This is a genomic window from Hoeflea marina (assembly GCF_003182275.1).
Taxonomy (GTDB): domain Bacteria; phylum Pseudomonadota; class Alphaproteobacteria; order Rhizobiales; family Rhizobiaceae; genus Hoeflea; species Hoeflea marina.
Genome location: NZ_QGTR01000003.1, coordinates 332,325 through 358,449 on the forward strand (window position 1 = coordinate 332,325; position 26,125 = coordinate 358,449).

The following is a 26,125-nucleotide window of genomic DNA, read 5'->3' on the forward strand; positions in this document are numbered from 1 at the left end:
ACTTTGCATACGGATAGTGCCAGAAGATTCGCTGCAGCACTCATACTCGTCCGAGGACAGAACATGACTTTCAACAGCGCACGCATCGCTTTTGTTACCCTCTCTTTCAGTATCGCGGCAATCGGCATGATCGCCACTTCCGCCCACGCCGACGAGTTCTCCTTCACAGCCACCAACACGACCGATTCGGCCATCACCGAGGTCCTGGTGTCCGAAAACAAGAGTGATTGGGGCTATTTCGACATTGGCAGCGGCATCAAGCCGGGCTCCACTGTCAATCTCCTGTGGGACCAGAGCACAAACAACGAGAGCTGCACGCAGTGGGTGAAAGCCAGCTATGCGGACGGCAGCGAATCGGAACCCGCCAAATTCGATTTCTGCGAAGACGGGCTCGAGATCGATTTCTGATCAGGCCCGCGCCAGCGCGCGACCATCCTCCGGCAGGTGGCCTGCGGTGACCTGCCGTTTGTTCTGTCCGGCGCAGATGGCACCGGCCGGAAGGCCCTCGTCGCCCGGCTCAGGCGCCATGGTGCCCGCCTCGGCGTCGATGGTGATGACGGCCCCGCTGCGAACATGCGCTGCGCCCGGCCGGAGCCCCGCTTGCGGTCCATCACCTCCGCTCAACACCGTCTGACGCCTCGTCGGCGACCCGTCCCCTGAAATCCCCATCTCCCCCGTTGCAATCATCCCCCCGGCATCCTTATGTGCGACTCCAACCGAACGGCGGAGACGGAGATGGCTAAGATCAGGAATGTGGCGGTGCAGATGGACCATGTGTCCGGCATCAGCATCGAGGGCGATTCGACCTTCGCCATGTCACTGGAGGCGCAGGCGCGCGGCTACAATCTGTTCCACTACACGCCGCAGCAACTGTCGATGCGCGACGGCCGCATCGAGGCGGTGGCCGAGCCGATGATCCTGCGCGACGTCAAGGGCGATCATTTCGAACTCGGCCCACAGGAGAAGATCGACCTGTCGACCATGGATGTGGTGCTGCTGCGCCAGGACCCGCCCTTTGACATGGCCTACATCACCTCGACGCATCTGCTCGAGCGCATCCATCCGAAGACTCTGGTGGTCAACGACCCGGCCTGGGTGCGCAATTCGCCGGAGAAGATCTTCGTCACCGACTTCCCCGACCTGATGCCGAAGACGCTCATCAGCCGCGATCCGAAGGCCATCGCCGCCTTCCGCGCCGAACTGGGAGACATGATCCTCAAGCCGCTCTACGGCAATGGCGGCGCCGGCGTCTTCCACATCAAGCCCGACGACCGCAACATGACCTCGCTTCTGGAAATGTTCGCGCAGATGTACCGCGAGCCGTTCATAGCCCAGGAATACCTTTCCGCCGTCCGCCTCGGCGACAAGCGCATCATCCTCATCGACGGCAAGCCGGTGGGCGCCATCAACCGGGTGCCCGCCGAGCACGATTCGCGCTCCAACATGCATGTGGGCGGCCGCGCCGAGCATTCGGAGCTGACCCCGCGCGAGGAGGAGATCTGCGCACGCATCGGCCCGGCGCTGAAGGAGCGCGGCTTCATCCTGGTCGGCATCGACATCATCGGCGACAAGATGACCGAGATCAACGTCACTTCACCCACCGGCATCCGCGAGGTGAAAAAGTTCGGCGGCGCCGATATCGCCTCGCTGTTCTGGGACGCGGTGGAAGCAAAGCGCGGCTGAGACCGGACCGGGCTGGCTCCGCCTGTCGCCGGGCCTCAGTTCACCGCCAGCACCAGTCCGGTGTCGTGCTGGCGGACGTAATCGACGCGGTTGCCATCCCAGTGGTAGCTGTAGTGTCGGCCCTGGACCGGCACGGGAACGACGTCCGGCCAGAAGACGCCGACGCACAGGCCGCCCGGCATGCGTACGCTCGGCCAGGTCAGGCCGTCGCTGCCCGCCGCCCGCAAGGCCGCGCCCTCCGCCTGGGAGCTGGCGTAATCGTCCGGCTCGAGCGCGCCCGGCACTGCGCCGACATCATCGAGATCGCGGTCGACGCTGCCTGCCAGCACGCGGAAATCCGCGGTCCAGCCCGGTGCCTCGGCGGTGGCGCGCATGAAATTCTGGTGATGGTGGACGGTCTCGGCCAGCGCCACGTCCTCGCTGTCGCCGGCATAGTAGACCCCGTAGCTGCCGTCGCTGAAGCGGCTGGGCCGCAGCCGGGAGCAATGCACGAAGGGCGCCATCACCAGGCTGGCGCCGGGACCGGAAACCCGCCGTGCCGAGGGCACCTTGCCGAGATCCCCCATTTCAAGCCGGATGCGCGGATTGGTCTTGGCCTCGACGGCGGCCAGCGCTTCCCAGTCGCGCGGGTCGGCGATATCCTCGAACAGATTGATGGGCGGGAAGATGGACCGGATGATGCGGTAGGTCCGCGGCCAGTTCACGCGCCGGCGGGCCGCCAGCCCGCTCACCATGCGCCGCGCTCGGCATCGATCCATTCGCGGAGCGCGGCAAGGTCAGACACTTCGCCGCGCAGCATCAGCTCCAGCGCCGACAGGCCGCCGAAGGCGGCATTGCGCTTGCGGATCCAGTCATAGCCGCGGGCCGGCTGCCGGAACAGATAGCGCAGTCCCTTGTGAATGCCGATCATATGCGCCATCCGCATGCGCAGATCGCGGTCGATGCGGCCGAAGCCGCCGTCCTTCCAGCGCGCCCAGGTGCGCGGCGACATGCCGCCGAGCAAAGTGCAGGCCTCGGCGTCGGACAGCGCCCACGCCCTGAACAGATTGACGACGGTGCGGGCGAGCGCGCCCGCCTCCGCTTCGGTGATGGCGGAATCGGCCTGTGTCGGGGTCGCGATGACGGGCTGGAGCTGCAACTCATTCTCCTTTTGGCAATAATATAAGATAAATCTGCCAAATGGCAATACTTGAAACCGGATCCGCTCTGTCAGCGTGGCGCCAGCGGGCCACCGACCGCACCCGGCAGATGGATCGCCTGAATCCGGGGTAAAATGCCGGTGCAAGAGTCGGTCACCGCAAATGCCGTCCCCGGGCCCCACTGGCGCTGCCCGCACTGTGCTCGGTGCGGCGCATCGAGGTCCGCACCGTGCCGGCGCCGGCGACAGTGGCGCTTGTTTATCCGCGCCCACCGGCCCATCGGCCCGCCTCGACTTCACGCCGGCGATTGTTTGTTGCCTCTCTGTTCTTGTTTTATTCTTCGTTTCATGCATTATTGCCTGATCGCGGAAGACGGGCGGTGACGGGCCGCGCGGTTCCTGCAGGTTGGAGGGACAGGCACATGGTGGCACGGGTCAACACGGTGGCATTCCATGGCATCGACGCGGTGCCGATCGACGTCCAGGTGATGGTGGCGCCTGGCAAGGTCAACATGCAGATTGTCGGCCTGCCCGACAAGGCGGTGGCCGAGAGCCGCGAGCGCGTGCAGGCGGCGCTGCACGCTTCCGGGCTGACCCTTCCGGCCAAACGCATCACCGTCAATCTGGCGCCGGCCGACCTGCCCAAGGAGGGCAGCCATTTCGACCTTCCCATCGCGCTCGGCCTGATGGCCGTGCTGGGGGCGATTCCGGGCGATGCCTTGAGCGGCTTCGTGGTGCTGGGTGAACTCTCGCTCGACGGCACCATTGCCGCCGTCGCCGGGGCGCTGCCGGCGGCCATCGGCGCCAACGCGCTCGGCAAGGGGCTGATCTGCCCGGCGGAGAGTGGCCCCGAAGCGGCCTGGGCGGGCGAGGAAATCGAGATTCTGGCGCCGCGCTCGCTGATTGCCATCGCCAACCATTTCCGCGGCACCCAGGTGCTCTCGCGGCCGAAGCCCGCCATGCGTGCCGCGGGCGCCAACCAGCCGGACATGGCCGACATCAAGGGCCAGGAGAGCGCAAAGCGGGCGCTGGAGGTGTCCGCCGCCGGCGGCCACAATCTTCTGATGATCGGACCTCCCGGCTCCGGCAAGTCGATGCTCGCCGCCCGGCTTCCGTCGATCCTGCCGCCGCTGTCGCCGGCGGAACTGCTTGAAGTGTCGATGATCCACTCCATTGCCGGCCACCTGGCCGGGGGCAAGCTTTCGGACCGGCGGCCGTTCCGCGCCCCGCACCACTCCGCCTCGATGGCCGCGATGGTCGGCGGCGGCCTGCGCGCACGGCCGGGCGAAGTCTCGCTGGCCCACAACGGCGTGCTGTTTCTCGACGAGTTTCCCGAATTCCCGCCCGCCGTGCTCGATTCGCTGCGGCAGCCGCTGGAGAACGGCGAGAGCGTCATTGCGCGCGCCAACCACCGCGTCTCCTATCCCGCCAGTATCCAGCTGGTGGCGGCGATGAATCCCTGCCGCTGCGGCATGGCCGGTGAGCCCGGGCACAGCTGCGCCCGCGGCCAGCGCTGCCAAAGCGAATATCAGGGGCGGATCTCCGGACCGCTGATGGACCGGATCGACATCCGAATCGACGTGCCGGCGGTGTCGGCCGGCGACCTGATCAGGCCGCAGGCGTCAGAGACCAGCGCCGAAGTGGCGGCCCGCGTGGCGCGCGCCCGGCGCATCCAGACCGAGCGCTACCGGGCGGCGGGCCGACCCGACATCCGCACCAATTCGCAATGCCCCACGGCGTTGGTCGAGGAGGTCGCAATCCCCGATGCGGGCGGCCTGGCGCTGCTCAGGGACGCGGCGGAGAAGATGAAGTTCTCGGCGCGAGCCTATCACCGCATCCTCAAGGTGGCGCGCACACTGGCCGATCTGGACGGCGCGGAGGCGGTGGGCCGCATCCATCTCGCGGAAGCCATCTCCTACCGCATCACCACCGAGCGCTTCGCTGTGGCGGCTTGAGCGGGCGGGTCGGCGTGACCATCGGAATGGCGGCAGAGCGCTGCCGGCGGACGGCATGATCGCCATCGGCTTGGCCGCCAGGCAATCCGACGGCGCACACCCTGCGCGACCATCGGTCGGCCGGCCTTGTCGCCGCAGGGCCGGGGATGACGAGGTGGCGCTGATAGGCCGGGAATGCGCGAGCAGCCCGAGGCCAGGCAAGCCTGTCGCGTCGGTTGAGCGGTGAGTGGCGAGGGGAAGATGGTTGGGCACTGGCTGTTGGGGGCGCATGTCGATGAAACGCGCAGATCGGCGACGCAATCGCCGCCACCTGAACCGGTACCGCCGCGCGCGTCTCGACGCGATCCGCGCCGCCCGTCGCGGCAAGGTAGCACCCGGAGGCTCCACACTGCCAGGGCGGGCCGGGACGGCGGAGCCGCTCGGGCAGATCGACCCGGAAACGGACAGGGCCGCGCAACCCGGCAGGGGCACCGCCCGGACACCCGGTGTCCCCGGCAGGGCGGCGGCGCGGCGGCGCAAGCGGCGGGCCCGGCGCCGACGGCAGCGGCGCGGACGGAAACGGCAGGGCGCACTGGTCTGATGTACCCCGTCCGATGTGCAGCTCGCGCAGTGGACGATGAGGATCACGCAGTGGCGGCGGCACTGCCGACGCGATCCCGGTGAGAGGGAACTTCGGTGGCCGCGCCCCTGGAGCAGCGGTTATGAGATCGGCATCATCGGTTGGGGCGGAAAGGCTGCAGGCAGGCTGCAAGCCGCAGGATCCGCACCAGCGCCGCTGCGGGTGGCGGGTCGCCACCCAGCGGATCGCAACCATGCGGTTGGAAGCGCCGGCTTGGGGCCCCTTAGCCGGCGGAGGTAAGTCCGCGTCAGGCCGCCGCCGAGCGACCGGCGGGAATCGGGTGGCCTCGCGTCGCGCCGATCCCTTAGACAGGCTGCATCGTGACCCAGGAGCCTGACATGGAACTTTCAGACAAGACGATCGTCATCACCGGCGCCAGCAGCGGCATCGGAGCGGCAGCGGCGAGGCTGTTTGCGGCCGAAGGCGCAAATGTGGTGCTCGGGGCGCGGCGAGCACGGGAGCTGCGCAGACTGGTCGATGAGATCGGCGGTAAAGGCGGAAAAGCCGTCTGCTTGGCGGGTGATGCTGTCGACGGCTCCTATGCCGGGGCGCTGACGCAATTGGCCATCGACAGCTTCGGATGCCTCGATGGTGCTTTCAACAATGTCGGAATCGTCGGCGACATGGTGGCTCTCCCGGACATGCCGATCGAGAACTGGGATCAGGTCATCGCCGTCAATCTGACCAGCGCTTTCTGGGCGGCCAGGTCGCAGATAGCCGCCATGAAGAGGCAGGGCTTCGGCTCCATCGTCTTCACCTCCTCGTTCGTGGGCTTCAGCAATGGCGGCCTGCCGGGAATGGCGGCCTATGCGGCATCCAAGGCCGGGCTCAACGGGCTGGTGCAGTCCTTGGCGGCGGACCACGCCGCGGATGGCATCCGGATCAACGCCCTCATGCCCGGCGGGACGATCACGCCTGCGGGTGGGGAGGGAAACCAGGAGGCGCTCGACTTCATCGCCGGCCTGCACCCGGTCAAGCGCATGGCGGCGGCCGACGAAATTGCCCAGGCGGCGCTGTTCCTGCTGTCGGACCGGTCGCAGTTCATGACCGGCAGCCCGATGATCGTTGATGGCGGCATGTCGGTGCGGCTGCTGTAGCGTCGGCCCGATAGCCCCCCCGGCGGCCCGGTGGGCAGTCCGGTGAAGGCTTCCCGGGGCGGCCCGGTCGGAGCCTTCGGAAGGCCGCCGGCTCAGCCGAGGCCCTCGAACAGAGCGGTGGAGAGATAGCGCTCGGCAAAGGAGGGGATGATGACGACGATGGTCTTGCCGGCATTCTCATCGCGTTGGCCGATCTTTATCGCTGCCTGCAGCGCCGCGCCCGATGAAATGCCGACCGGCACGCCCTCGAGCCGCGCCACCTTGCGGGCCATGGCGAAGGCCTCGTCATTGGTCACCTGCACCACCTCGTCGTAGATCTTGGTGTCGAGAATGGCGGGCGCGAAGCCGGCGCCGATACCCTGGATCTTGTGCGGGCCGGGATTGCCGCCCGACAGGACCGGCGAATCCGCAGGCTCCACGGCCACGACATGCACGCCGGGCTTGCGCGCCTTCAGCACCTGGCCGACGCCGGTGATGGTGCCGCCGGTGCCGATGCCGGAGACAAAGATGTCGACGCCGCCCTTGGTATCGTTCCAGATTTCCTCGGCGGTGGTCTTGCGGTGGATCTCCGGATTGGCGGGGTTCTCGAACTGCTGCGGAATGACGCCGCCCGGCGTCTCTGCGGCCAGTTCCTCGGCCCTGGCGATGGCGCCCTTCATGCCCTTGGGGCCTTCGGTCAGCACAAGCTCGGCGCCGAGCAGCGCCAGCATCTTGCGGCGCTCGACCGACATGGTCTCGGGCATTGTCAGGATCAGCCGATAGCCCTTGGCGGCGGCGGCGAAGGCGAGCGCGATCCCGGTGTTGCCCGATGTCGGCTCGATGAGCACTGATTCGCCCGGCTTGATTCTGCCATCGGCTTCCATCGCCTCGATCATGGCTAGACCGATGCGGTCCTTGACGGACGAGATCGGGTTGAAGAATTCAAGCTTTGCCAACAGGTCTGCCTTGACGCCGTATTCGGCGGCGAGCTTGCCAAGCCGGATGATCGGCGTGTTGCCGATGGTGTCGAGGATGGAATCGTAGATGCGGCCGCGGCCGGGGGTCTCTGTCATGGTCTTCTCCTCTGAATTGCTGGCGTCACTCTAGACCTGCAAGATGACGTGGGCGAGGCAAAACGGGTGCACGATCGGCGAGCCGCCGAAATCTGAGTTCGCAATAATCCTATCTAAGGAAATATATTTCCAATCGGCAACCTTTCCGACAACCGTGACGTGCCGCGTCAGCGGACCAGAAAGCCGCCCGCCAGCGGGTCATCCGCTTCGAAAGTGAATTCGGCCCTGCCGGAGTAGAAGGCGCGGCCGGCGAAGCGGGTGCCGATGATGCTCTCGAACAGCCGCTCCTGCCCCTCGGCAATCTGGCCTCTGGCATGCATGGCCGCCAACCGTGCGGTAACGCCGGATCCCGTCGGGGAGCGATCGACCTGGCGCTCGGCAAAGACGCAGACATTGCGGGTGGGCTCTGCCGAGAAGGCGTGGCGGCCGTCGGTAAGGATGGAGCCATAGAGGAAGGCCAGGTCCTCGGCATCGGGATGGCTGAGCGGCACCGCCGCGGCTGCCGCCTTGGTCAGCCGGTCGGCGGCCTCGACGAAGGCGTGCGCCGGGTCGCGTCCGAATTTCAGGCCGAACTGGCGCGCATCGGCGAGCGCATAGAAGGCGCCGCCATAGGCGATGTCGAACGTGATTTTCCCCCAAGGCTGCAGGTCCAGCACCCGCTCGCGGGCAAACAGGAAGGACGGCACGCTCTCGAAGCTCACCTCCGCGGCCCTGCCCTCGCGCATCGCCACCTCGGCCGTCACCATGCCGCAGGGGCATTCGATCTTGACGACCGTGGTCGTCCCGCCGGCCTCGACGAGGCCCTCGTCCACCGCATAGCGGCCGAGCGCGATGACGGCGTGGCCGCACATGGTGGAATAGCCCTCGTTGTGCATGAACAGCACGGCGAGATCGGCGCCCGGCAGGTCGGGCTCGACCAGCAGCGCCCCATACATGTCCTGATGACCGCGCGGCTCGAACATCAGGATCTGCCTGAGATGGTCGAGATGGTCGCGCACATAGGCGCGCTTTTCCAGAATTGTTCCCTTGGGCAGATCCGGGTAGCCGCCGGTGACGATCCGGAGAGGCTCGCCGGCGGTGTGCATGTCGATGACGGTGAGCGGGCGGCTCATCCGGTTCCCGTCGAGCCGAAACCGCCGGCGCCGCGCACGGTCTCGCCCGCCGCCGATCTCAGCTCGATGCGTGCCTGGGTCACCGGCGCAATCACCATCTGGGCGATGCGCAGGCCGCGGCTGATCTCGAAGGGCGCCTCGCCGAGATTGATCAGGATCACCTTCACCTCGCCGCGATAGTCTGAGTCGATCGTGCCCGGCGTGTTGAGACAGGTGATGCCGGCCTTCGCAGCCAGGCCGGAGCGCGGGCGGATCTGGCCCTCGAAACCGTGCGGGATCTCCATGATCAGCCCGGTCGGCACCAATACCCGGGCCCCCGGCGCCAGCATCAGCGGCTCGCCCTCGGACACCGCGGCGCGCAGATCCATGCCGGCGGCACCCTCGGTTTCATAGGCAGGCAGGGCCAGGCCAGCGCCATGCGGCAGCTGGATGAGGCCGAGCACGGGAGCGGCGGCGACGGTATGTAGCGATGCGGTCATCGGCCGAGCATTTACCCCTGCGGGGCCAAGGTCAATTGCATGCCGGGCGGCAAGCCGCTAGAAGGTGCCGCAATCAACAGGAATTCCAGAAGATGTCCGAAACGATCGCCGAGGCCGTCGCCCGCCGCAGAACCTTTGCCATCATCTCGCATCCGGATGCCGGCAAGACGACGCTGACCGAGAAGCTGCTGCTCTTCGGCGGCGCCATCCAGCTCGCCGGCGTGGTCAAGGCCAAGAAGGACAAGATCCAGACCCGGTCGGACTGGATGAAGATCGAGCGCGAGCGCGGCATTTCGGTTGTCACCTCGGTGATGACCTTCGAGTACAATGACCGCGTGTTCAACCTGCTGGACACGCCGGGCCACGAGGACTTCGCCGACGACACCTACCGGACGCTGACCGCAGTGGATGCCGCTGTGATGGTGATTGATGCCGCCAAGGGTATCGAGCCACGGACGCTGAAACTGTTCGAGGTCTGCCGGCTCCGCGACATCCCGATCATCACCTTCGTCAACAAGATGGACCGCGAGGCGCGCAACCCGTTCGAGATCCTCGACGAGGTGGAGCAGAAGCTGGCGCTCGACACCGCGCCGATGACCTGGCCGATCGGCCAGGGCAAGTCCTTCTGCGGCACCTACCATCTCGCCGAAAACGCGGTGCGCGGCTCCGACACCGAGACCAAGACCACCAAGGTCAACGGGCCGGAATCCGACCTCGCCGCCGGCCGCCTGCCGGAAAACGAGCGGGCCACCTTCATCGAGGAATGCGGCCTGGCGGTGGAAGCCTGCAAGCCGTTCGACCGCACCGCCTTCCTCGAAGGCCATCTCACCCCGGTCTATTTCGGCTCGGCGCTGAGGAATTTCGGCGTCCGCGACCTGATCAATGCGCTCGGCTCGCTGGCGCCGCAGCCCCGCGCCCAGGTGGCCGACATCCGGACGGTGGAAGCCACCGACGAGAAGATGACCGCCTTCGTCTTCAAGATCCAGGCCAACATGGATCCCAACCACCGCGACCGCATCGCCTTTGTCCGGGTCTGTTCGGGCAAGCTCGAGCGCGGCATGAAGGCACGGCTGGCGCGCACCGGCAAACCGATGGGCCTGTCGGCGCCGCAGTTCTTCTTCGCCTCGCAGCGCCAGCTTGCAGACACGGCCTATGCCGGCGACGTGGTCGGCATTCCCAATCACGGCACGCTCCGCATCGGCGACACGCTGACCGAGGGCGAGCAGCTGGTGTTCCAGGGGGTACCGAACTTCGCGCCGGAAATCCTGCGCCGGGTCAAGCTCGAGGACGCGATGAAGGCCAAGAAGCTCAAGGAGGCGCTGCAGCAGATGGCCGAGGAGGGCGTGGTGCAGCTGTTCTCGCCTGAGGACGGCTCGCCGGCGATCGTCGGCGTGGTCGGCGCACTGCAGCTCGATGTCTTGAAAGAACGGCTGTCGGGCGAATACACGCTGCCGGTGAGCTTCGATCTCGCCCGTTTTTCGGTCTGCCGCTGGATTTCGGCCGACGACAATGCCGAGCTCGAACGCTTCATCTCCACCCACCGCGGCGATATCGCCCGCGATCTCGACGGCGACCCTGTGTTCCTCGCCGCCGACGGCTTCTCGCTCAATTACGAGGCCAGCCGCTGGAAGCAGATCAAGATGGTGGCGATCAAGGAATACCAGGTCGCCAACGCCGCCTAGAGCATTTCCAGACGAAGTGAATTTCACTTCGTCGTAGGACAATACGACAAATCAGGAACTTAGAGCGCGTCAGCGATTCAATGAAAGGCAGAAGCGCTCTAAGGCCGCCCGACCGGCGGCGTGCCGGGAGGCGGCGGGTCCTCTCCGGCTGGGTCCCCTGCCGACTGCCGCGCTATTCGCCCAGCGCGATGCCCTCGCGGCGGGGGTCGGCGCCGCCGGTGAGGCGCGGGCGGCCGTCCCTGCCCTCGCCGATGGCTATGGCCTGCAGCCCGGAATTCAGTTCCGTCACCTGCACTGTGAAACCCATCGCCTCGAGCGGCAGCTGGAGGGTTGCGGCCTGCGTGCCCGCCTCCAGCTCGAAGGTCCCGAAGCGGTTGAGCGCGTGGGGCTGGGACACCGTCTGCTGCACATCCATGTCCCAGTCGATGAAGCCGATGAGGGCCTGCGCCATATAACCGATGATCGAACTGCCACCAGGCGAGCCGATGACGAGGACCGGCCTGCCGTCCTTGAGCAGGATGGTCGGCGCCATCGACGAGCGCGGCCGCTTGCCGGGCTCGACCCGGTTGGCGATCGGCACGCCATTCTCGTGTGTGCGAAAGGAGAAATCGGTCAGTTCATTGTTGAGCAGAAATCCGTGCGTCATCAGCCGCGAGCCGAAGCTGTTCTCGATGGTCGTGGTCATCGACAGAGCATTGCCGGCGGCATCGACGATGACGATGTGGCTGGTCGAGGGCAGTTCGATGGACCGATCATCGGCAAGCATCGCGTGGTCGAATGGCGGCATGCCGGGCTCGACGGTGGTCAGGGCACGGTCGCCGCCGAGCAGCACCGAGCGTGCGGCGAGATAGGCGGGATCGACCAGGCCCTTGACCGGCATCGGCACGAAGTCGGTATCGGCCATGTAGCGGCCGCGATCGGCGAAGGCCAGTCGCGACGCGTCGCCGATCAGGCGCCAGGCCTCCGGACTCTCCGGGCCCAGCGCCGCGATGTCATGCGGCTCGATCATCTTGAGGATCTGCCCGACGGTCAGACCGCCCGACGACGGCGGCCCCATGCCGCAGACATCGTAGATGCGGTAATGCACGCAGACCGGGGGCCTCTGCCTGACCCTGTAGCCGGCGAGATCGGCAAGCGAGAGCACGCCGGGATTGCCGGCGGCGGTGCGGACCGCTGCGACGATGTCCTGTGCCATCTCTCCCTCGTAGAAGACACGGGCACCGTCGGCTGCCAGTCGGCGCAGCGCGGCGGCGTAGTCGGGATTCCGCAGCCAGGCGCCGGCCGCAAGCGGTGCGCCTCCCGGCAGGAAGTACTCCCGCGCGGCCGGATAACGGCCGATCCGCTCGGCGTCCCCGGCGATCGCAGCGGCCATGCGCGGCGAGACCTCGAAGCCGGTCTCGGCGAGCCGGATGGCATCGTCGAACAGGTCGGCCCAATTGGCCCTGCCCCACTTGCGATGGGCAGTCTCGAGCAGCAGCGGCGTGCCCGGCGTGCCGACGGACCGGCCGCCGACGACGGCGTCGTAGAACTGGAGCGGCTCGCCGGCCGCGTCCTGGAACAGGGTCGGGGTGGCGGCCATCGGCGCCGTCTCCCGACCGTCGAGCGTTTCGATGCGCCCCGTGGCGGCATCGAACCAGACCAGGAAGGCGCCACCGCCGAGACCCGAGGACTGCGGCTCGACCAGGCCCAGCACGGCCTGGACCGCGACCAGGGCATCGGCCGCCGAACCGCCCGAGCGCAGCACGGCGGCGCCCGCCTCGGCGGCCAGGGGATTGGCCGCGGCGATCATCCAGCGGTCGGCCTCCACGGGGACGCCGGCCGCCTTGGCCGCAAGCGCTGCCTCGACCTCTGGGCTCGGCGCCGCCGCATTGGGGGTCATGGCCGCGTCCCGGTCGCCGGAGCGCTGCGTCTCGGTGCCGGGCGCTGCCGGGATGGCCGGGTCGACGATCGGCCTGGGCGCCACCGCGTCGGGCCGGATGGCGAAGGATGGCGTCGCCCCCTCCGGCGCGACCGTGTCGGCAGCCTGCTGGGCAGAAGCCAGGGCGGGGAGCGCAAGGACGAGGACTGCGGCAAGAAGCAGACGGCGCATGACATTGTCTCCGTTCATCATCGGTTGCCCGATCCTGCAACGGATTTGCGCAGGAGGCCAGTGCCGGGGCCGCATGCCGGCGCCACCGCATGCGAGGCGTGCCGGCGGCCCGGCCATGTCACTGCCGGCTTTCGCCCCGGCTTTCAGGCCGCGCCGGTGACGCGCCAGATCACATCGCCGACATCATCGGCCACCAGCAGCGAGTTGTCCGGTCCGATGGTGACGCCAACGGGACGTCCATAGGAGACCTTCTCGTCCGGGGCCAGGAACCCACTCAGAATGTCACGCGGCGGGCCCGACGGCCGGCCGTTCTCGAAGGGCACGAAGATGACCTTGTAGCCGGCGAGCGTCGAGCGGTTCCAGGAGCCGTGCTGTCCTATGACCATGCCGTCGGGGAAGCCAGGCAGGGTGCCGGCGGGCAGCCAGCAAAGGCCGAGCGAGGCGGTGTGGCCGCCCAGCGCATAATCGGGGCGGATGGCGGTCGCAACAAGCGCGGGATTCTGCTCGACGCGGTCATCGACCGTCTGGCCCCAGTAGCAGAACGGCCAGCCGTAGAAGCCGCCGTCCTTGACCGAGGTGAGATAGTCGGGCGGGGTCTCGTCGCCGAGGCCGTCGCGCTCGTTGACCACGGTCCACAGCGAGCCCGTCGAAGGCTCCCAGGCCATGCCGACCGGATTGCGCAGGCCGCCAGCGAAGATGCGGCTCTCGCCGGTGGCGATATCGAGTTCGTAGATGGCGGCGCGGCCTTCTTCTGCTTCGAAGCCGTTGTCGCCGATGTTGGAGAGCGAGCCGACGCCGCAATAGAGTTTCGAGCCGTCGGGGCTCGGCAGCAGGCTGCGGGTCCAGTGACCGGCCGGCTTGAAGTCGACGAGCTTGCGGCCCGGCGCATCGATCCGCGTGGCGCCGTCGACATAGGGATAGGACGAGATCCCGTCGGTCGCACCGACATAAAAAGTGCCGTCAAGCATCGCCATGCCGAAGGGATGGTTCAGGCTGTCCATGAAGACATGCCGGGTTTCGGCAACGCCATCGCCATCTGTATCGCGCAGCAACGTGATGCGGTTGGGGCTGTTGCCGACGGCGGCGGCGCGTTTCATGGTCGAGTAGATGGCGTAATCGAAGGGTGTCTTGATGCGCCCGCCCGGAACGCCCAGCGCTTCGGCGGTGAGCACGTCGCCATTGGGCAGCACATGGATCCAGCGCGGATGCTTGAGGCCGGCCGCAAAGGCATTGACCTTGAGGCCGGGCGCCGCAGTCGGCGTGTGGCCGTCCTTCCAGCCGCGCGCCGTCGGCATCTTCAGCGTCGGAATGCCCTGGGGCCTGGCTTCCGGAATGATCGGCGCACCGCCGACCGCCGGGGCCTCGGCGCTGACGCCCCAGCGCCGCATCAGGATCATGACGCCGCCGATGATGGCGACGATACGGGCAAAAATGGCAGACATGGATGGATCCCTTCAACTGGAACGGCGCCCGGCGACACAAGCAGCCCTGTGGCCCGGGTGATAGCGTGATTGGCGCGCCGAAGCAAAGAGCGTGGACGGGCTGGATTTCGCGTGAAGCCCTCAGCATGTCCCGCCGGATGATAACCGGCAAAGGCCGGGCGCAACCGGTCAGGTCACGCCCGGGGTCATTGTCGCCATCAGCCGAAGATTTCTTCCAGGGCTTTGAGAATTGCCGTCCAGCCGCCGATATGGCCGTCGCGGGCCTGCTCGGAGCGGAACTTCACCTGATGCAGCGTGATTTCGGTTGTGCCAGCATCGATCTCGGCAAAATCGATGGTGACCACGCTGTCATCGAGGGAATGCGGGGATTCCCAGGTGAAGGCCAGCCGCGAATGCGGATTGATCTCCAGATAGGTTCCCGCATGCGGGATCTCCTTGTCGGCGGTAGCCATGACGATCGAGAAGCGGCCGCCCTTGACCGGGTCGTTGTTCACTCTCGAGGTCTTGCCGCTGCCGTCGGGGCGCATGAATTTGGCCAGCAGCGCCGGAGACAGCCAGGCGTCAAACACCTTGTTGCGGGGAGCCGGAATCCTGCGGCTTACCGTCAATTCCAGGTCTTTCATGTCAAGCTCAACCATGTCTTCATCCTTTGAAACGAGTGCATCTTCGAGCGCCCGAAGGCGCAGGTCCCAGATCGACTTGAGTTGTCCGAACCAGCCCTCAGTCAGCTTCAGCGGTTCGAGCTCCGCGGCAATGAAATGCTCGCGGCCCATTGTCCTGCGGGTGACCAGCCCCGCCTCCTCCAGCACCTTGATGTGCTTGGAGACGGAGTTCAGCGACATGTCGAAATGGGTGGCAAGCGCTGTCACCCTCAACGCTCCTTCCTGAACAAGGAGCGTCAGGATGTGCCGCCGGGTCGTGTCCCCGGCTGCCTTCAGAATTCGTGACAGAGCATCATCGTCCATTTGTTCACCCTTGTGGTTGAATATACCGGCAGACCAAGTTAGTCAACCATATGGGTGAACATTTTTCAAAGCGCGTGTCCAAGGCAGCCAAACGGACGGCCCGTGGCGCAGGAAAATGCCGGGACGAATCCCGGCACCGGAGGCAAGCAATAAAACCAGGCAGCCTAATGCTCCGGCCTGATGAAGGTGCCGTTGCGCAGTTCCTTCATCGCAGCCATCAGCTCTTCCTGGGTGTTCATGACGATCGGGCCGTGCCAGGCGACCGGTTCCCGGATCGGCTTGCCGGTGACGAGAAGGAAGCGGATTCCCTCGTCGCCCGCCTGCACGGTGATTTCGTCGCCCGTGTCGAAGACAACCAGCGTGCGGTTGCCCGACAGATCGCGGATGTTGAGCTCCTCTCCCAGGTATTCCTTCTCGACCTTGACGCCGAAGGGCCTGGAGGCATCGCGGAACGAGCCGGACCCGGCAAAGATGTAGGCAAAGGCCGACCGGTAGGTATCGACCGGAATGGTCTTGCGCTTGCCAGGCGGTACCGAGATGTCGAGATAGACCGGCTCGGCGGCGATGCCGTCGACAGGGCCCGACTTGCCCCAGAAATCACCGGTTATGACGCGCACGGCTGTGCCGTCATCATCGATGACCACCGGAATGTCCCTGGCGGTCACATCCTGGTAGCGCGGCGCCGTCATCTTCAGCGACGACGGCAGATTGGCCCAGAGCTGGAAGCCATGCATCTTGCCGGCGAAATCGCCCTTCGGCATTTCCTGGTGCATGATGCCGCGGCCGGCGGTCATCCACTGCACGTCGCCGGCGCCGAGCAGGCCGCGGTTGCCGAGGCTGTCGCCGTGCTCGACGGTGCCGGCCAGCACATAGGTGATGGTCTCGATGCCGCGATGCGGATGCCAGGGAAAGCCCTTGATGTAGTCGGCCGGATCGTTGTTGCGGAAGTCATCCATCATCAGGAAGGGATCGGTCATCGACGGGTCGCCGAAGCCGAAGACGCGGTGCAGCTTGACGCCGGCGCCCTCCATGGCGGGTGTGGCGCGGCTTTCATGCTTGACGGGGCGAATGGACATCGTGTGTCTCCTCAGCCGGGATTTCTCCGCCCGGGCGGGTGTGGGTGTGTTGCAGCCAATGTAGCCGCGAAGCGGGGCGCATTCGAGAGCGCGAAAGGAAACGATGTGTTCAGTTGGCAGGCCGATGCCGCTCCACTCACCAAGGGGGAACTGAAACAGTTTCCACCCACCCGCTCAGCCCGCGCCGCCAACCATTTCTGACAGCGGGATCGACGTGGTCTCCTTGATTTCCTCCATGACGAAGGATGCGGAGACATCCGACAGCGGCACCTTGGCGATCAGCCGCTGGTAGAGCCGGTCATAGGCCTTCACGCCGGAGACCCGGGCGCGGAGAATGTAATCGAGATCGCCCGACGTGCGGTAGACGCCGACGATCTCCGGAAAGCCGGAGACCGCAGCCCGGAACTTACCGAGCCAGTCGGGGTCGTGGTTGGCAGTGCGCACGAAGATGAACACCGACAAGCCACAGCCGGCGGCCTCGGCATCGAGGATCGCCACCCGCTCGCGGATGAAACCCCGCTCCTCGAGATTTTTCATCCTCCGCCAGCAGGCATTGCGCGAGAGATGCACGCGCTCCGCCAGCGAATCGATGGAGAGGGTGCCATCGCGTTGCAATTGACCGAGAATACGAACATCCATATCGTCTATCTTGTGCATGGCGAGACATATATCCCAATTTTTCGGCAATTGAAAGGATCTTTGGGACGGATATCCGCACGGACTGCGCCACAATGGACCTGTCCAATGGAGAGGAAATCACCATGCCGAAAAACCTGACCACGCTGTTCACCGATCATCCGTCCTCGGTCGACGAGACCTATCTTGAGCATATGGCCTTTGCCGGCAAATTCTCCGGCACGCTGTTTCTGGCAGCCTTCGCGGCTCTCGCGCATTCGGTTCTGCCGTTTACCTTTGAGAAAACTGCAAGCCGTATGATTAACGAACTGCATCACCGGATGCACAACCGGAGCAAATGAACCGCCATGTGCCGTTGGGCCGCCTATCGGGGAACACCGATTCATCTTGAGCAGATCGTCTCGGCGCCCGGTCATTCGCTGATCGACCAGTCCCATTGCGCCACCCACGCCAAGACCGCCACCAATGGCGACGGCTTCGGCATTGCCTGGTACGGAGAGCGGCCAGAGCCGGGGCTGTATCGCGACGTTCTGCCGGCCTGGTCGGACTGCAATCTCAAGTCGCTCGCCCGCCAGATCCGCTCGCCGCTGTTCCTGGCCCATGTCCGTGCCTCGACCGGCGGCGCCACCAGCCGCGACAACTGCCATCCCTTCGTCCAGGGGCGCTGGAGTTTCATGCACAACGGCCAGATCGCCGGCTTCGAGCAGATCCGCCGGCCGATGGAGGCGGCGCTGTCCGACAAGCACTATCGGGCGCGGCACGGCAGCACGGATTCGGAGCTTTTGTTTCTGCTTGCGCTGGAATTCGGACTAGACGAAAATCCCGCCGCTGCCTTCGCCGCGGCGATCCGCCTCGCGCTCGCCGAATCGGCCCGTGCCGGGGTCAAGGAACTGATCCGGTTCACCGCCGCCTTTTCCGACGGCGAGGCGCTCTATGCCATCCGCTACGCCACCGACGCGCACGCGCCGACGCTCTATTCGGCTCCTATGTGCGGCGGGCTCGGTCATTGCCTGGTCTCCGAGCCGTTCCAGGACGCGGACGCCAAATGGCACGAGATCCCGGCCGGCAGCATGGTGACGCTGACGGCGGGCGGCATGTCGTCCGCACGGTTTTCACCGCTGCAAACGGAAGCGATGCAGATCGCCGCGGTCGCCTGACGGGCCAGTTGCACCTTCGAGATCGAACGGCACGGGGCGCCATGTATCGTCTGGCGACCTATATTCAAGCAGTTGGCATGGAACCGGAAGTGCGTGGCCAGCCGGGCAGTTGCTTGAAGGCCAGAACGTGAAACTGCTCCACCTCGGCGAGAGTACCGGAACTCAGCCGAGCGCCGTCATCCGAATAGAGGTCCGGATCACCTGCGAACCCCGCCGCGGCAAGTTGTGCGCGGAGCTGCGATGGCGTTGTCGTGTAGACCATGATGCCGAAATTGTGGGCGGGATGAAGGAGGATGGCATGTTCGCCTTCCCGTTGCTCGAGCGGCATGTACAGCCGACGGCGAACGCGGCCAAGCCCGTGCATGACAAGCCGATAGGCCAGGCGCAACGGATCCGGCGTCCAGGCAACGCCGGCCCCGGCGCGGCTTCCGACAAAGCCGGTCCAGTTGCGATTGAATGTCGAGAACGCGAAAGCGCCGGTTGGCTTCAGCACCCGAGAAACCTCCCGCAGGATAGCCTCGCGGCCTTCGGGACCGACCGAGTCGATGCCGTTGTAGCTGAAGACGACCAGGTCGAAATGACCGTCGGGGAAGGCGGACAGATCGCGTGCATCCATGGTGCGGAAATCAAATCCGGGATAGTTTGAGCGGGCAAGTGCCGTCATTTCCGGCGTATAGTCGATGCCCACATAATCGCGGACGACCGGAACCAGCAGAGCGGCCGTGCGCCCCCCACCGACGCCGATGTCAAGAGTCGTGCCGTAGCCACCGCGTTCAAGGGCAGCCTCGAACACCGTGCGCTCGCCGTGGTTCAGATAGCCCTTGCTTTTCCGGTAGTAACGCCTGTCGAGCGGATTGCTCCAGGTTCGGCGGTTGATCTTTTCCATCTTATGCATGATCGCCTCCTTCAGAGACTTGCATTGCAATAAAGTCAGTGAGTTATCGTCGGTTCAATTTATACACCTGATCTCCGCTGAACCAGCGGCGCCTCCGCCAAACTTAAAATATCGTTAACGAGACTCCCGATTTGAGACGTCTCACCAGGGTGGGTGAGCGACCGTGCCGCTTTCCGGGCGCCTTGCTTCGGATTGGAGGGAGCTGTGACCCTGTCAGTTCCAGGTCGATTGCAGACACTCCTGGATGCTGCGATTGTTCGCGGGATGACAAACGAACCTGCAGCTCTCAGTCCTTTGGACGTATTCGTAAGCCCCATGCTCGGCTTGGTTGCCTGGGGCGTGCGGACTGGATATGGCGGAACTCTAAGCTTCGAATTTGGAGAGCCCCGACTTCATGTGATCGAGCGCAAATCGGGCTTGCGCAGATCGGCCTTCGTTGAAGGTGAGTGGCGCCTTTGGACATACTGTAGCCACTGGCTGGCGCGAGAGAACGGGATACAACTGGCATGGAACGAGGATGAGGACTGGCTGACCGCGCGCGCCGCTGCCCGATTGAACGGGCAGAAGTTTGTGAAGGTGGCGGTGGATCCTACCGAGCGCCGCGCCACCTTCACTTTCGATCTGGGCGGCGTGCTGGAGACCTGGCCATATGGAGATGATCCCACGCACGAGCAGTGGATCATGTTCTCCAGAGACGAAGTATTCGCCTACAGGGATGACGGATGCTATTCGAGACATCCGCGCGTTGCGCCGCCGGAGCAGTGGCTTCCATTGCGCTGAAGGCAGACCCTCGATTCAGGCGGACCATGACGTCGCGAACGCTCCCTGCAAGTGGTGCGACGAAGATCGCTGAAGTGGCGTGAAGGCGCTCCCGATTGCGTGCCTGCGCCAAGCGCCGGCACCGGGTAGCCAACCCTTCGGCAGGACGCTCATTCCAGGAATACAACAGCCTCCACCTCGAACAGCATGGCGTCGATGGCGAGCTTTGGCACCGGAACAAGCGTCTGCGCGGGCAGCGTATCGCCGAACGTCCGCATCACGTGCTCAGTCAGCGGACCGAGCTTCGACATGTCGTGATCGACAACGAACACCGTCAGCTTCACGACATCAGCCGGGCGGGCGCCGAGGGCTGCGAGAACTGCCGCAAGGTTGACATAGGCCTGCATAACCTGGACTGCGAAATCCGGAGAGAGAGCACCGGTGTGGTCCTGCCCGCCCTGCCCAGAAATGAAAGCCAGCCGGCCTGAAGCTGGCGCAATGACCGCGGTGCTGTAGCCATTTGGGGTGGGATCATGAAGGTGGGACGGATTGATGATGGTCGGCGTTGCGCGGATGGTTGACGAATGATCCTGGGACATAAGTTTGCTCCTTGCTGAGTTGGTCCCGGTGGACATAGAAGCAAACGGTGCCATTTATTGGCACCGAATGTGCTAGAACAGCCAAATGAACATCCGCCTCAGACATGATGCCATCGTGCGAATCCTTCGACGCGGCGCAATCGCGACGGTCAGCGGTCTGGCCGACGAAATCGGCGCATCGAGACGAACAGTGCTGCGCGATATCAGCGCCTTGCGAGATCAGGGCTTCGTCATCCATTCCGAATGCGGACGTGGTGGCGGGCTGCAGCTTGATCCGCGATCGGCGGAGATCACCGCACGGCTCTCCGTCACAGAGGTATTCGCGCTCATCATCAGCGTCGCAGCCATGCGAGCGGCGCGGTCGCTGCCCTTCGCCGCGCTCGCCGATGTCGGCCTTGCCAAGATCGAGAGAACCCTGCCCCCCGACAAGGTTCGAGACCTGCGCCGGCTGCTCGAGTGCCTGCATGTCGGCCAACTGTCGCCCAAGCAGGACATTTCCGACACAGGCACGATCGAGCCCGCCTTGCTGCCTGCCTTCGAAACAGCCTTTCTGCAGCGGCTGCACCTGAAGTTTTGCTATCGGGACACCAAGGGCGTGGAAACACACCGCACAGTCGAACCGCAAGCCATGCTGATCCTGCCGCCGCTGTGGTATCTGGTGGCGTGGGATCCGGAGCGTGGCGACTTCCGCCACTTCCGCATGGACAGGGTGAGCCTGCCGGCGGTCGTGGGAGGCCCGCAGTTTCGCCGTCGGCACGTACCCTTCGAGGACGATGTCTGTCCCTTCAGCGATATGGCGCGCTGATTCTACGGCATGCGCGACAGAAGCAAGATCTCATTGCCCATCATTATATTGCTGCTAAGCAACTCCAGGACCTCGGCACCTTCATTCGCCGCATCAGGCTCATTGGACACTTAACTAGCCATTTTCGGCACAAGCTCCGCGATCCTTGCCGCCAGTCGCTCGGCGACCTCGGCCTTGGACAGATCGGGCCAGTCCTCGACGCCGGACTTCGAGACGATGCGCACCCGGTTGCGGTCGCCACCCATGATGCCGGTGGCGGGGGAGACGTCGTTGGCGACGATGAAATCGGCGCCCTTGCGGGCAAGCTTCGCCTGAGCATTGGAGATCACGTCGGCGGTCTCGGCGGCAAAGCCGACCACCAGCGCCGGGCGCATGGCATGGTGGCCGATGGTCCTGAGGATGTCGGGATTTTCGGTCAGCTCAAGCGGCGCGGGCCCCTCGCCTTCCTTCTTCTTGATCTTGTTTTCGGCCGAAGTGGCGACGCGCCAATCGGCGACGGCGGCGACGAAGACGGCAATGTCGGCGGGCAGCGCGTCGGTCACGGCATCGAGCATGTCGCGGGCGCTTTCGACATGGATGGCGTGCACGCCGGCCGGATCGGGGATCGAGACGGGGCCCGAGACCAGCGTCACCTCGGCGCCGAGGCGGGCGAGCGCGGCGGCGATGGCGTGGCCCTGCTTGCCCGAGGAGCGGTTGGCAATGTAGCGCACCGGGTCGATCGGCTCGTGGGTGGGGCCGGAGGTGACGATGGCCCTGCGGCCGGCGAGCGGCTTGGCGGCGGGGGCGAGGATCTCGGCGATGCTGGCCACGATATCCAGCGGCTCGGCCATGCGACCGGTGCCCGCCTCGCCGCTTTCGGCCATCTCGCCACTGGCGGGGCCGATAAAGCGGATGCCGTCTCGGCGGAGCGTCTCGACATTGCGTTTCGTCGCGGGATGCGCCCACATCGCCGGGTTCATGGCGGGCGCCACCAGCACCGGGCGATCGGTGGCGAGCAGCACGGTGGAGGCGAGATCATTGGCAAGCCCATGCGCCATCTTCGCCATCAGGTCGGCGGTTGCGGGCGCGACGCAGACGAGATCGCAGTCCCGCGCCAGCCTTATATGGCCGACATCCTGCTCGTCCTCGCGCGAGAACAGCTCGGTATAGACATGACCGGAGGACAGCGCGCCGACGGCCAACGGTGTAATGAATTCCTGTGCGCCCGCCGTCATCAACGGTCGGACTTCGGCGCCGCGCTCGCGCAGCCGGCGGATGAGATCGAGCGCCTTGTAGGCGGCGATGCCGCCGGAGACGATCAGGAGGATGCGTTTGCCGGAGAGGCTCATGAGGTGGGTTCCCAAGGATTGATCAGGGTGATGCCGCAGCCTTCGAAATCCCGGACATTGCGGGTGACGATGGGCATGCCACGCCGGAGCGCGATGGCGGCGATCTGGGCATCAACTCCGTTGAGCGGACGGCCCTGGCGATTTCGCTCGCTGACAACCTGCGCGTAGTAAGCGGCGTCCGCATTCTCGAAAGGCAAGATGCGGCCTTGTTCGTAAGGGATGAGAAAATTCACTACGAAATTTTGCAGGATCGATCTCCGCCGGCCATCCGGCAGAAATTCCATTCCAAGCAGGATCTCGGCTTTGACGATGGCAGGAACATAGAGTCCATCTTCGGGCACGGAACTGAACCAGTCGATCACTTTCCTCGACGGGTTAACCGCCACAAATTCCGAGATCACATACGTATCGAGGATCATTGATTATCTTGCCAATCGGCAAACACTTCACGTTGCCCGGCCAGTTCGGTGCGCTCCGGGATCTCCAAATCCTCGGTCCCGTACTTCTCGCGTAATCTGGAGACCCTATCCCACAGACTTTCCTTGCCCTCGGCAGGCCCGGAAAGACCGGTGCGCAACAGCACCCGCGCTTCCTCTTCCATGGAGACGCCATGGCGGGCGGCGCGTTCACGCAGGGCCTGTTTGACGGAATCATCGAGATTGCGGATGGTCAGTGTTGCCATTGGCGCCTCCTCGTCGACGGGCCTGATCGTGACTGCAATGTAGGCATTGCGTGCAGTGCAGTCAAACGCGACTGAGCATCCGCGCATTTGCCCGGGCGGCGGGGCGCGACAGGAGCTGTCGCCCGAAGCGGGAAGACAACCCGGCACCGGGCCGGGTTGTCCAGGTCTTGTCCGGTCAGGCCGCCTTGACGATATCGACGACCTCGATGTCGAAGACCAGGTCCTTGCCGGCCAACGGATGGTTGGCATCGACGGTGACCGCCTGATCGTCGATGGCGGTCACGATGAGCGCCACCTCGCCCTGGGGAGTACGGGCCTGCAACTGCATGCCTGCTGCGGTTCGAGTTCCGGCGGCAGGGCCGTGCGCGGCACCTTCTGGACCTTCGCGGCGTCATGGGCGCCGTAGGCTTCCTCGGCCGGGACGGTGACGGTCTGTTTGTCCCCGACCTTCATGCCCTCGACCCCGCGGTCAAGACCGCTGATGATCATCCCGGAGCCCAGCTGGAATTCCAGCGGCTCGCGTCCCACCGAACTGTCGAACTGGGTGCCGTCCGTCAGCTTGCCGGTATAGTTTATCCGTACGGTGTCACCCGATCTGGCCTCGCTCATATGTCCATCCAATGCTTGTGTTTGGCCCGGCGCGTCCGTCAACAACGGATCTGGTGCGCGACACTTTGCGCTGCCGGGTTTCCTGCCCTGACGGCGCATGTGCTGCCGTCGGCGAATGCTGGCGCGGCGCCTGATGGCCGGTCCAGTGGCGACAGTTTGCGTGAAATGGACAAAAATTGCAAATCCGGCGCCGTTTCGAAGCCTCGTCACCCCGCCTGACGCGGGGCCTGACGCGGGGCCTGGGAGCTCACCGGAGCCGCTTGGAATGCGTCGCGTCGGTCTCCTCGACCGGCTCAAAGCCGAGATGCTCGTAGAAGCCGCGCGATGCGGGCGTCGCGCGGAGCCGGACGCGGGGGAACCAGATCGAGGCGCCGTCGAGAGCGTGGCCGACCAGGGCGCGCGCGATACCCGCATGGCGGTGGCCGAGATGGACATAGAGATGGCGGACGCGGCCGACATTCTCCTCGGTGTAGGGATCGCGGTTGAGGCCGCAGAAGCCGATGAGCGCTTCGTCGTCGAAGGCGCCGATCAGCCTCGCACCCGGTCCCTCGAAGCGGTTGCCGCCCGACTTCCAGTCCTCAAGCATGCGCTCGACAAACGGGTAGCCGTCGCCCCAGGCCTCGTCGGCCAGCGGGCGGATGTCGGTGTCATCGAGAGATATGGGGCGGTAGGCGGTCATCCCTACCATATGGGGTGGATGGCGAGCGCCAACCAGACCAGGGCCGCGGCAATGATCCAGAGCGCCACCCGGCCGGAGCGGGTGTGGCGCGCCTCGGCGCGGCCGATGGCCTCGCTGGTGGCTGCATCGAAGCGCAGGCCGTTCTCGGCCATGGCACCGATTTCGACGGACAGCCGCTCGCCGCGGGCGGCGAGATCGGGCAGTTGCTCGGCCAGCCGGAAGGCTGCCATCAACCCGCCCCTGACGTCGCCCAGCACGCGGGCGGGTCCGAGATTGTCGCGGATCCAGCCGCCCACGACCGGCTCGGCGGCCTTCCACATGTTGAATTTCGGATTGAGCGTGCGCGCCACGCCCTCGACCACGACCATTGTCTTCTGCAGCATCACCAGTTCGGGCCGCGTCTCCATGTCGAAGAGTTCGGTGACCTCGAAGAGCAGCGTCAGCAGCCGTGCCATGGAAATGGTCTCGGCCGGCTGGCCATGGATAGGCTCGCCGATGGCGCGGATGGCCTGGGCGAAGCTCGCCGGATCGTGGCGGGCGTTGACATAGCCGGCCTCGAAATGGACGTCGGCGACGCGTTGGTAGTCGCGGGTGATGAAGCCGAACAGGATCTCGGCCAGGAAGCGGCGTTCCTTGCGATTGAGCCGGCTGACGATGCCCATGTCGACCGCGACGATGGTGCCGGTCGGATCGACGAAGAGGTTGCCCTGGTGCATGTCGGCATGAAAGAAGCCGTCGCGCAAAGTGTGGCGCAGGAAGGATTGGATGAGCGTGTCGGCGAGACGGTCGAGATCGAGCCCGCTTTCCCGCAGCGCCGCCAGATCGGACATCTTGATGCCGTCGATCCACTCCATGGTGACGACGTCGCGGCCGGTGCGCTCCCAGTCGACGGATGGCACACGGAAGCCGGGATCGTTCCTGGTGTTCTCGGCCATTTCCGAGAGCGCGGCGGCCTCGAGCCGCAGGTCCATCTCGATGCGGGTGGTCTGCTCGAGCGTACGGGCGATTTCGGTCGGCCTGAGCCGGCGCGAGGCGGGGATGAAGCGCTCCTGCAGTTCAGCAACCGTGTAGAAGGCCTCGAGGTCGTGTCGGAAGCGCAGCCGCACGCCGGGCCGGATCACCTTGACGGCGACCTTCTTCTCGCCCTCAGGCGTCAGCACCATGGCCGGGTGCACCTGGGCGATGGAGGCGGCGGCGATCGGTTCGCCGAAACTCGCGAACAGATCCTCGATCGGGCGGCCCAGCGAAGCCTCGACCTCGGCGCGGGCCTCCGCGGTGGGGAAGGTCGCCATCCGGTCCTGCAGTTGCGAAAGATCAAGCGCGATGTCGGCACCGACCACATCGGGTCGCGTGGCGAGGAACTGGCCGAGCTTGACCCAGGACGGGCCGAGGCGCTCGACGGCGCGGGCGAGTCGGTCGCTGCGCTCCAGCCGCTTCGACTTGCGCCGGGCGAAGAGGCCGGCGAGCCGGTGGGCGGCCTGCATTGGCGCCGGCAGTTCCTCTGCCGGCATGGCCGAGACCACCCCCTCGCGCACAAGGATGAAGCCCGCCCGCATCAGGCGCAAATAGGTGACAATGGACGCCATG

General features: G+C 65.5%; 28 protein-coding genes. 9 read left to right on the forward strand and 19 right to left on the reverse strand.

Annotation, left to right across the window (positions count from 1 at the left end; all coding sequences use genetic code 11):
- The first annotated feature begins 63 nt into the window (after positions 1-63).
- Entirely contained in the window at positions 64-408 is a 345-nt protein-coding gene (locus tag DFR52_RS12810; RefSeq protein WP_110032363.1) for a hypothetical protein, read from the forward strand.
- On the opposite strand, the gene DFR52_RS12815 is transcribed toward DFR52_RS12810, so the two are convergent.
- Positions 409-624, reverse strand: coding sequence for a hypothetical protein (locus tag DFR52_RS12815; RefSeq protein WP_146215610.1), 216 nt, complete (start codon positions 622-624; stop codon positions 409-411).
- Between the two features lie 111 nt (positions 625-735).
- On the opposite strand from DFR52_RS12815, the gene gshB reads away from it, so the two are divergent.
- Complete coding sequence (gene gshB, locus DFR52_RS12820) at positions 736-1,683, forward strand: glutathione synthase (RefSeq protein WP_110032365.1); 948 nt, start codon at positions 736-738, stop codon at positions 1,681-1,683.
- Positions 1,684-1,718: 35 nt separating this feature from the next.
- Here gshB and DFR52_RS12825 read toward each other — a convergent pair whose 3' ends face one another.
- Positions 1,719-2,417: an RES family NAD+ phosphorylase gene (locus DFR52_RS12825; protein ID WP_110032366.1), complete on the reverse strand. Its 699-nt coding sequence runs from the start codon at positions 2,415-2,417 to the stop codon at positions 1,719-1,721.
- On the reverse strand, positions 2,411-2,821 hold the full coding sequence (locus tag DFR52_RS12830) for an MbcA/ParS/Xre antitoxin family protein (RefSeq protein ID WP_110032367.1): 411 nt from the start codon (positions 2,819-2,821) through the stop codon (positions 2,411-2,413). The genes DFR52_RS12825 and DFR52_RS12830 overlap by 7 nt, the downstream gene beginning before the upstream one ends.
- A gap of 422 nt (positions 2,822-3,243) precedes the next feature.
- Here DFR52_RS12830 and DFR52_RS12835 point away from each other — a divergent pair, with 422 nt between their 5' ends.
- Together DFR52_RS12835 and DFR52_RS12840 are read left to right on the forward strand one after the other, a co-directional pair.
- Positions 3,244-4,776, forward strand: coding sequence for a YifB family Mg chelatase-like AAA ATPase (locus DFR52_RS12835; protein WP_110032368.1), 1,533 nt, complete (start codon positions 3,244-3,246; stop codon positions 4,774-4,776).
- A 957-nt stretch (positions 4,777-5,733) separates the two neighbouring features.
- Positions 5,734-6,492: an SDR family oxidoreductase gene (locus DFR52_RS12840; RefSeq protein WP_110032369.1), complete on the forward strand. Its 759-nt coding sequence runs from the start codon at positions 5,734-5,736 to the stop codon at positions 6,490-6,492.
- A gap of 92 nt (positions 6,493-6,584) precedes the next feature.
- Here the strand turns inward: DFR52_RS12840 and cysK are convergent, their stop codons facing one another.
- The 3 genes from cysK to dut form a co-directional block, all read right to left on the reverse strand.
- Positions 6,585-7,544: a cysteine synthase A gene (gene cysK, locus DFR52_RS12845; RefSeq protein WP_110032370.1), complete on the reverse strand. Its 960-nt coding sequence runs from the start codon at positions 7,542-7,544 to the stop codon at positions 6,585-6,587.
- Between the two features lie 167 nt (positions 7,545-7,711).
- Complete coding sequence (locus DFR52_RS12850) at positions 7,712-8,656, reverse strand: proline racemase family protein (RefSeq protein WP_110032371.1); 945 nt, start codon at positions 8,654-8,656, stop codon at positions 7,712-7,714.
- Positions 8,653-9,135, reverse strand: a complete 483-nt coding sequence (dut, locus tag DFR52_RS12855; protein ID WP_110032372.1) for a dUTP diphosphatase — start codon at positions 9,133-9,135, stop codon at positions 8,653-8,655. Before dut ends, DFR52_RS12850 begins: the two co-directional genes overlap by 4 nt.
- A gap of 92 nt (positions 9,136-9,227) precedes the next feature.
- Between dut and DFR52_RS12860 the strand changes: the two genes are divergently transcribed.
- Positions 9,228-10,817 carry a peptide chain release factor 3 gene (locus DFR52_RS12860; RefSeq protein WP_110032373.1) on the forward strand — a complete coding sequence of 530 codons (1,590 nt, stop codon included), beginning with the start codon at positions 9,228-9,230 and terminating at the stop codon, positions 10,815-10,817.
- 172 nt (positions 10,818-10,989) lie between these two features.
- On the opposite strand, the gene ggt is transcribed toward DFR52_RS12860, so the two are convergent.
- The 5 genes from ggt to DFR52_RS12885 form a co-directional block, all read right to left on the reverse strand.
- A complete protein-coding gene (gene ggt / locus DFR52_RS12865) occupies positions 10,990-12,906 on the reverse strand; it encodes a gamma-glutamyltransferase (protein ID WP_110032850.1) in 1,917 nt (638 codons plus the stop codon).
- 143 nt (positions 12,907-13,049) lie between these two features.
- A complete protein-coding gene (locus tag DFR52_RS12870) occupies positions 13,050-14,348 on the reverse strand; it encodes a PQQ-dependent sugar dehydrogenase (protein ID WP_110032374.1) in 1,299 nt (432 codons plus the stop codon).
- Positions 14,349-14,545: 197 nt separating this feature from the next.
- A complete protein-coding gene (locus DFR52_RS24885) occupies positions 14,546-15,313 on the reverse strand; it encodes a metalloregulator ArsR/SmtB family transcription factor (RefSeq protein WP_110032375.1) in 768 nt (255 codons plus the stop codon).
- A gap of 164 nt (positions 15,314-15,477) precedes the next feature.
- Positions 15,478-16,389, reverse strand: a complete 912-nt coding sequence (locus DFR52_RS12880; protein WP_110032376.1) for a pirin family protein — start codon at positions 16,387-16,389, stop codon at positions 15,478-15,480.
- A gap of 174 nt (positions 16,390-16,563) precedes the next feature.
- Positions 16,564-17,046 (reverse strand): Lrp/AsnC family transcriptional regulator, encoded by a 483-nt coding sequence (locus DFR52_RS12885; protein ID WP_110032377.1) that lies wholly within the window; start codon positions 17,044-17,046, stop codon positions 16,564-16,566.
- A gap of 104 nt (positions 17,047-17,150) precedes the next feature.
- Between DFR52_RS12885 and DFR52_RS12890 the strand changes: the two genes are divergently transcribed.
- Together DFR52_RS12890 and DFR52_RS12895 are read left to right on the forward strand one after the other, a co-directional pair.
- On the forward strand, positions 17,151-17,366 hold the full coding sequence (locus DFR52_RS12890; RefSeq protein WP_110032851.1) for a DUF6356 family protein: 216 nt from the start codon (positions 17,151-17,153) through the stop codon (positions 17,364-17,366).
- A 6-nt stretch (positions 17,367-17,372) separates the two neighbouring features.
- Entirely contained in the window at positions 17,373-18,182 is an 810-nt protein-coding gene (locus tag DFR52_RS12895; protein ID WP_110032378.1) for a class II glutamine amidotransferase, read from the forward strand.
- Between the two features lie 64 nt (positions 18,183-18,246).
- On the opposite strand, the gene DFR52_RS12900 is transcribed toward DFR52_RS12895, so the two are convergent.
- On the reverse strand, positions 18,247-19,068 hold the full coding sequence (locus tag DFR52_RS12900; RefSeq protein WP_245415325.1) for a methyltransferase domain-containing protein: 822 nt from the start codon (positions 19,066-19,068) through the stop codon (positions 18,247-18,249).
- A 405-nt stretch (positions 19,069-19,473) separates the two neighbouring features.
- Between DFR52_RS12900 and DFR52_RS12905 the strand changes: the two genes are divergently transcribed.
- Positions 19,474-19,857, forward strand: a complete 384-nt coding sequence (locus DFR52_RS12905) for a hypothetical protein (protein ID WP_110032380.1) — start codon at positions 19,474-19,476, stop codon at positions 19,855-19,857.
- Between the two features lie 149 nt (positions 19,858-20,006).
- Here the strand turns inward: DFR52_RS12905 and DFR52_RS12910 are convergent, their stop codons facing one another.
- Positions 20,007-20,435: a RidA family protein gene (locus DFR52_RS12910; RefSeq protein ID WP_245415326.1), complete on the reverse strand. Its 429-nt coding sequence runs from the start codon at positions 20,433-20,435 to the stop codon at positions 20,007-20,009.
- Positions 20,436-20,520: 85 nt separating this feature from the next.
- Here DFR52_RS12910 and DFR52_RS12915 point away from each other — a divergent pair, with 85 nt between their 5' ends.
- Positions 20,521-21,240 (forward strand): helix-turn-helix transcriptional regulator, encoded by a 720-nt coding sequence (locus DFR52_RS12915; RefSeq protein WP_110032382.1) that lies wholly within the window; start codon positions 20,521-20,523, stop codon positions 21,238-21,240.
- A gap of 110 nt (positions 21,241-21,350) precedes the next feature.
- Here the strand turns inward: DFR52_RS12915 and coaBC are convergent, their stop codons facing one another.
- From coaBC to ubiB, 6 genes are all read right to left on the reverse strand, one after another.
- Entirely contained in the window at positions 21,351-22,568 is a 1,218-nt protein-coding gene (gene coaBC, locus DFR52_RS12920; protein WP_110032383.1) for a bifunctional phosphopantothenoylcysteine decarboxylase/phosphopantothenate--cysteine ligase CoaBC, read from the reverse strand.
- Positions 22,565-22,987: a type II toxin-antitoxin system VapC family toxin gene (locus DFR52_RS12925; protein ID WP_110032384.1), complete on the reverse strand. Its 423-nt coding sequence runs from the start codon at positions 22,985-22,987 to the stop codon at positions 22,565-22,567. Before DFR52_RS12925 ends, coaBC begins: the two co-directional genes overlap by 4 nt.
- Entirely contained in the window at positions 22,984-23,250 is a 267-nt protein-coding gene (locus tag DFR52_RS12930; RefSeq protein ID WP_110032385.1) for a FitA-like ribbon-helix-helix domain-containing protein, read from the reverse strand. Before DFR52_RS12930 ends, DFR52_RS12925 begins: the two co-directional genes overlap by 4 nt.
- A 279-nt stretch (positions 23,251-23,529) precedes the next feature.
- Positions 23,530-23,859: an FKBP-type peptidyl-prolyl cis-trans isomerase gene (locus DFR52_RS12935; RefSeq protein ID WP_342587905.1), complete on the reverse strand. Its 330-nt coding sequence runs from the start codon at positions 23,857-23,859 to the stop codon at positions 23,530-23,532.
- A gap of 247 nt (positions 23,860-24,106) precedes the next feature.
- Positions 24,107-24,538 (reverse strand): GNAT family N-acetyltransferase, encoded by a 432-nt coding sequence (locus DFR52_RS12940; RefSeq protein ID WP_158284954.1) that lies wholly within the window; start codon positions 24,536-24,538, stop codon positions 24,107-24,109.
- A 2-nt stretch (positions 24,539-24,540) separates the two neighbouring features.
- Positions 24,541-26,124 (reverse strand): 2-polyprenylphenol 6-hydroxylase, encoded by a 1,584-nt coding sequence (gene ubiB / locus DFR52_RS12945; RefSeq protein WP_110032387.1) that lies wholly within the window; start codon positions 26,122-26,124, stop codon positions 24,541-24,543.
- Position 26,125 lies beyond the last annotated feature (1 nt).

What these genes read in the sequence shown, in the direction of transcription:
- DFR52_RS12870 (WP_110032374.1), bottom strand. Translation starts at nt 14,348, where the DNA reads ATGTCTGCCATTTTTGCCCGTATCGTCGCCATCATCGGCGGCGTCATG.
- DFR52_RS24885 (WP_110032375.1), bottom strand. Translation starts at nt 15,313, where the DNA reads ATGGACGATGATGCTCTGTCACGAATTCTGAAGGCAGCCGGGGACACG.
- DFR52_RS12860 (WP_110032373.1), top strand. Translation starts at nt 9,228, where the DNA reads ATGTCCGAAACGATCGCCGAGGCCGTCGCCCGCCGCAGAACCTTTGCC.
- DFR52_RS12930 (WP_110032385.1), bottom strand. Translation starts at nt 23,250, where the DNA reads ATGGCAACACTGACCATCCGCAATCTCGATGATTCCGTCAAACAGGCC.
- DFR52_RS12925 (WP_110032384.1), bottom strand. Translation starts at nt 22,987, where the DNA reads ATGATCCTCGATACGTATGTGATCTCGGAATTTGTGGCGGTTAACCCG.
- DFR52_RS12935 (WP_342587905.1), bottom strand. Translation starts at nt 23,859, where the DNA reads ATGAGCGAGGCCAGATCGGGTGACACCGTACGGATAAACTATACCGGC.
- DFR52_RS12810 (WP_110032363.1), top strand. Translation starts at nt 64, where the DNA reads ATGACTTTCAACAGCGCACGCATCGCTTTTGTTACCCTCTCTTTCAGT.
- DFR52_RS12915 (WP_110032382.1), top strand. Translation starts at nt 20,521, where the DNA reads ATGAACATCCGCCTCAGACATGATGCCATCGTGCGAATCCTTCGACGC.
- DFR52_RS12850 (WP_110032371.1), bottom strand. Translation starts at nt 8,656, where the DNA reads ATGAGCCGCCCGCTCACCGTCATCGACATGCACACCGCCGGCGAGCCT.
- DFR52_RS12880 (WP_110032376.1), bottom strand. Translation starts at nt 16,389, where the DNA reads ATGTCCATTCGCCCCGTCAAGCATGAAAGCCGCGCCACACCCGCCATG.
- ggt (WP_110032850.1), bottom strand. Translation starts at nt 12,906, where the DNA reads ATGCGCCGTCTGCTTCTTGCCGCAGTCCTCGTCCTTGCGCTCCCCGCC.
- DFR52_RS12895 (WP_110032378.1), top strand. Translation starts at nt 17,373, where the DNA reads ATGTGCCGTTGGGCCGCCTATCGGGGAACACCGATTCATCTTGAGCAG.
- dut (WP_110032372.1), bottom strand. Translation starts at nt 9,135, where the DNA reads ATGACCGCATCGCTACATACCGTCGCCGCCGCTCCCGTGCTCGGCCTC.
- DFR52_RS12825 (WP_110032366.1), bottom strand. Translation starts at nt 2,417, where the DNA reads ATGGTGAGCGGGCTGGCGGCCCGCCGGCGCGTGAACTGGCCGCGGACC.
- DFR52_RS12835 (WP_110032368.1), top strand. Translation starts at nt 3,244, where the DNA reads ATGGTGGCACGGGTCAACACGGTGGCATTCCATGGCATCGACGCGGTG.
- gshB (WP_110032365.1), top strand. Translation starts at nt 736, where the DNA reads ATGGCTAAGATCAGGAATGTGGCGGTGCAGATGGACCATGTGTCCGGC.
- DFR52_RS12890 (WP_110032851.1), top strand. Translation starts at nt 17,151, where the DNA reads ATGCCGAAAAACCTGACCACGCTGTTCACCGATCATCCGTCCTCGGTC.
- DFR52_RS12840 (WP_110032369.1), top strand. Translation starts at nt 5,734, where the DNA reads ATGGAACTTTCAGACAAGACGATCGTCATCACCGGCGCCAGCAGCGGC.
- coaBC (WP_110032383.1), bottom strand. Translation starts at nt 22,568, where the DNA reads ATGAGCCTCTCCGGCAAACGCATCCTCCTGATCGTCTCCGGCGGCATC.
- DFR52_RS12885 (WP_110032377.1), bottom strand. Translation starts at nt 17,046, where the DNA reads ATGCACAAGATAGACGATATGGATGTTCGTATTCTCGGTCAATTGCAA.
- cysK (WP_110032370.1), bottom strand. Translation starts at nt 7,544, where the DNA reads ATGACAGAGACCCCCGGCCGCGGCCGCATCTACGATTCCATCCTCGAC.
- DFR52_RS12900 (WP_245415325.1), bottom strand. Translation starts at nt 19,068, where the DNA reads ATGGAAAAGATCAACCGCCGAACCTGGAGCAATCCGCTCGACAGGCGT.
- DFR52_RS12910 (WP_245415326.1), bottom strand. Translation starts at nt 20,435, where the DNA reads ATGTCCCAGGATCATTCGTCAACCATCCGCGCAACGCCGACCATCATC.
- DFR52_RS12940 (WP_158284954.1), bottom strand. Translation starts at nt 24,538, where the DNA reads ATGACCGCCTACCGCCCCATATCTCTCGATGACACCGACATCCGCCCG.
- ubiB (WP_110032387.1), bottom strand. Translation starts at nt 26,124, where the DNA reads ATGGCGTCCATTGTCACCTATTTGCGCCTGATGCGGGCGGGCTTCATC.